Below are 4,032 nucleotides of genomic sequence, written 5' to 3'. Positions count from 1 at the left end.
TCGACGGTGTACTGATTGTTTGGATCGCGCCCTTCGTTCAGCGACGAGCAAACTTCATTTCGGAAGGCTTGCGGGATCAGTTGCAGCGGCTCGCTGTTCATGGGATCCCAGGTGATCGAGCCATCGTCTTCTTTCCAGCCAAAGGTATAGAGGGCTCCTTCCGGCTTACGACTGTATCGTTGCAGTCCCTTCTTCAAGAGGCGGGCGATGGTGCTTTTCGAACTCCCCACGGGTCCGTGCAGCAGCAGCACACGCCGCTCGCTGCCGTACTTGAGTGCCGCAGAACGGAAGACGTGCACAAGTTGAGTTAACGGCTCAGTCAGACCAAAGATGGCATCTTCGCCGCCGGTGTCCGGATCGTCGAAGAACCGGTAACGAACCAACCCCTCGCGCCGACCTTCGTCGACGGGGTAAGTTCCGTACGTCATGATCATGTCATACATCCGCTGGTGCGCAGTCCGTGTGACTTCGGGCTGCCTGCGGACGATATCGAGGTACTCGTCGAACGTTCCCTGCCAGTGTTCCTGCCGGTAGGCGTCTGCATTTTGGCGTGAAGAAAATTGCTGTAGCAAACTTTGCCCAGTGCCCATATTCACCGAATCCTTGTGTCAAAATTCGAGCATGAATCGGGCCGTGCGAAGTCGCTCGGAAGAGGTTCACGCTCGCGACAGGCATGTGATCTGTTGCACTGCTCGGGACGTCTTGTTCGCGTCCGTCATTCGAGCTGCCAGATGACCGGCCCTGTCCTTGCAATTCAGAAAGTGGTAAAGAACAGCAAATTCATGCCGCCACGGCACCGTGTGCATCGAGGCGCTCGATCTGAGAACCCTGACTTCGCGAGTCATCCAATTCCCACCGCCGCTACCAACCGTTCGAGACTTTGCTCACCAATCCTCGCCCCTTTAAGGCAACCGGAAGTTGGTGACGGACTTCAATTGGGTGAACGCATTGGAATTATCACACCTCGACGGGTTCCGGCAAGACCAATGTTGGTACGTCGTCTTGCTTTGACAGGGATGTCTTCGGTTTTTGGAATTGCCACAGGTACGATCTGATGCTTTTCTTGTCTGACCCCCGCCATTGGGAATTCTGTGCTTCATGAACTGGCGAAACGTTTTTCTGATCTTCCATCGTGAGGTACTCGATCAGCTTCGAGATCGGCGAACGTTGTTCATGGTCGCCGTTCTTCCGCTGTTGCTCTACCCCCTGCTGGGGATCGGCACGGCGCAAATGACCACGTTGTTCTCTGAGCAACCCCGACGTGTCGTCGTGCTGGGGGCGGACCAACTTCCGCCCGAATCACTCATCGATCAGGACCGGTTTTCGGTAAGGTGGTTTCGACAGCCGTCCGAGCAAAATACTTTGCACGTCATCACAGAGCCTGCGCTGGCATCGAAGCCCTCCGAAGAGGTTCCGCCCTCGGCGCGCGATGAGAACGAAATCAGTCTGGCCGAGGCCCGGCATCTGCGAGACCTGATTCGGGAACGGCAGGGCATTGAACGAGTACTTGTCGATCGTGATGAGTCCTCCGGTGCTGACGCGCGAACGTCCGACGCCGATCGACTCCGCGAACTGCAATCGCAAATTCGATCTGAGTTTACTCGCAGTGGAATCGATGTGCTGGTTCTGATTCCACCTGATTTCCGCCAGGCGCTGGAACAGCGCAGGCAGCGATTGATCGAGCGAACCGCCGCGATGGACGAGCCGGCCGAGTCGAAGTGCTATCTGGTTCTGGATAGTGCCAGTGACAAGTCACAGATCGCATCGCGGCGGGTTCTGGACGTCATGCAGGCCTGGGAGCAAGCGATCCTGAAACAGCAGCTTGAAGAGAGTCAGCTTCCCCCGGCGCTCACCACACCCCTTCGTCTGAGTGAGCTGGATATCGCTGACCGGAATCTGGTTTCGGCCAGTATCTGGGCCAAAATTTTTCCGGCGCTGCTGGTGATGATGACGCTGACGGGGGCCTTTCATCCGGCCGTCGACATGTGCGCGGGAGAGAAAGAACGGGGGACGATGGAAACCCTGCTGATCTCGCACGCCCGGCGTACAGAAATTGTGATGGGGAAGTTCCTGTCCGTCCTGCTGTTCAGCATGACGACTGCGGTGTTGAACCTGGTGAGTATCGGGATGACGGCGGCTTATATGGCGTCACTGGCTGTCGGAGGTGCTTCCTCTCGGCTGGGGGGGCTGACATTTCCTCCTGTCAATTCGCTCGCGTGGGCCGTCGTGGTTCTCATTCCACTGGCCACACTCTTCAGTGCCTTGTGTCTGTCCCTGGCAACGTTCGCTCGCAGCAGTAAGGAGGGGCAGTATTACCTGTCCCCCTTGCTGATGGTGACGCTCGGATTAACGACGTTCTGCATCTCTCCCGGGACGGAAATGCAGCCGTTCTTCAGCGTGATGCCCGTGATTGGTCCCGGGCTTCTGTTGAAAGGTCTGATGCAGGCGAACGGTCCCGACTACCAGACCTATCTGTATGCGGTTCCCGTGCTGGTGACCTCGGCGGGTTACAGTCTACTGGCCTTATGGTGGGCCATCGAACAGTTTCGCAGCGAAGAGATTCTGTTCGGTGAGGCCGAGCAGTTCAGCCTGGATCGCTGGTTCAGACAGGTGCTGCGTGACAGACAGCCCGTCCCGACGTTCTCGCAGGCGGTCATCTGTTTCGTGCTGATGCTGCTGGTTCAGTTTGCTTCGTGGAAAGCCATCCAGTCCACCCTCCTCGGTACCACGATCGAAGATCAGGGGATGTTTCAGATTCGAATTCTGATGCTCCAGCAGGTCTTTCTGATTGCCGGGCCACCGTTGGTGATGGGGGGACTGCTGACCACCAGTCTGCGACAGACGTTCTCGTTGCGATGGCCCGGGATGACGCGGCTCGTGCTGGCCGCTGTTCTCGCCGTTTCGTTACATCCCCTTACATTAGAGCTGATGGCCCTGACTCAATGGTTCTTCCCCCCGCCTCCGCCGGGAGTCGTGGAGTTGATGAAGCAGTTGAAGGCGATGAACCCCGGTCTGACCCTGCTGGCTATGGCGGTCACCCCGGCGCTGTGCGAAGAAATTGCCTTTCGGGGTTATCTGCTGTCGGGCTTTCGCCGCAGCCAGCGTGCGGGGCTGGGAATCTTCCTCTCCAGCTTTGCTTTCGGTTTGATTCACATGATTCCTCAGCAGGTCTTCAACGCGTTTCTGCTGGGGCTTGTTCTCGGGCTGACCTGCGTCAGGACAGGCAGCTTGTATCCTGGAGTGGTCTTTCACTTTGTCTACAATTCGCTGGGTGTCCTGCATGATCGATGGGGCAGCAACGTGCCGACAAATCATCTGTGGGGGTACTTCTTTCGTGGGGAAGATCAATTGCTGAGGTACCAGCCGGCTCTGATCTGCCTGCTGGTTCCGACAGCCGCCCTGCTGCTGTACCTGCTGACGAGATCAGGAACGAATTCCGCGCAGGAGATTTCCTCGTGACAGGCATTCCATCAAGTCAGGAGGGGTTGGTACCGGAGTCGCCTGGCGTGAGCGAGTGTCCGGGTTGTCGCGCGAAGTTTGTCTGCGAGCTGACACAGGGCTGTCGCGCCTGCTGGTGTATGCAGCTTCCCGCAGTGATGCCCCTGAATCCGGCAGCGAGTTGCTTGTGCCCTGATTGCCTGGGCAGGGCGATCTCGGCCCGGACATCACCCTCCGAGTCACCGCTGGTTGCCTCTCAGGCAGTCCCGTCGTCTCTGCCTCAAAAATGAGGTCGAGCTCTGATGTGCCACAATGGCGGCCCCTCCCGACCCTCGGCCAGTCCACGGAACGACCAGTCCCAAGCCAATCGAGCGAGGATCAGAAACGCGGGTTTGACATCGCACTTGGGGAAATGTCGGACTCACCCGAATCATCGTGATCTGGACGCGGCGATTGTGCGTTTAAATACATGGGTTTGACTGTGGGTACTCAATGGTTCTCTCGCGGGAGATTGTGATGTTGGTTTGTGAGGCTTACGGCAGCTTTGTCGGTTGCTGAGCCTCTTCTGTTCCGTGTCTCCATCCGGGGGGCGGT

Annotated in this window: 1 protein-coding gene and 1 pseudogene; one reads left to right on the top strand and one right to left on the bottom strand. The window is 57.7% G+C overall.

Annotated elements, in window-relative coordinates:
• Nucleotides 1-590, bottom strand: a pseudogene (locus tag VGE80_RS22065) (PrkA family serine protein kinase); the annotation flags it as partial.
• A 508-nt stretch (nt 591-1,098) separates the two neighbouring features.
• Here VGE80_RS22065 and VGE80_RS22060 point away from each other — a divergent pair.
• Nucleotides 1,099-3,459 carry an ABC transporter permease subunit/CPBP intramembrane protease gene (locus VGE80_RS22060; RefSeq protein WP_440594146.1) on the top strand — a complete coding sequence of 787 codons (2,361 nt, stop codon included), beginning with the start codon at nt 1,099-1,101 and terminating at the stop codon, nt 3,457-3,459.
• Nucleotides 3,460-4,032 lie beyond the last annotated feature (573 nt).

This window comes from Schlesneria sp. (assembly GCF_036405755.1).
In the GTDB taxonomy this organism is placed as follows: Bacteria; Planctomycetota; Planctomycetia; order Planctomycetales; family Planctomycetaceae; genus Schlesneria; species Schlesneria sphaerica.
Note: the sequence above shows the minus strand (reverse complement) of the source record. Positions and strands in the feature narration are given on the sequence as shown.

Coding starts and splice junctions, on each gene's coding strand:
- VGE80_RS22060 (WP_440594146.1), top strand. CDS start 1,099: ATGAACTGGCGAAACGTTTTTCTGATCTTCCATCGTGAGGTACTCGAT.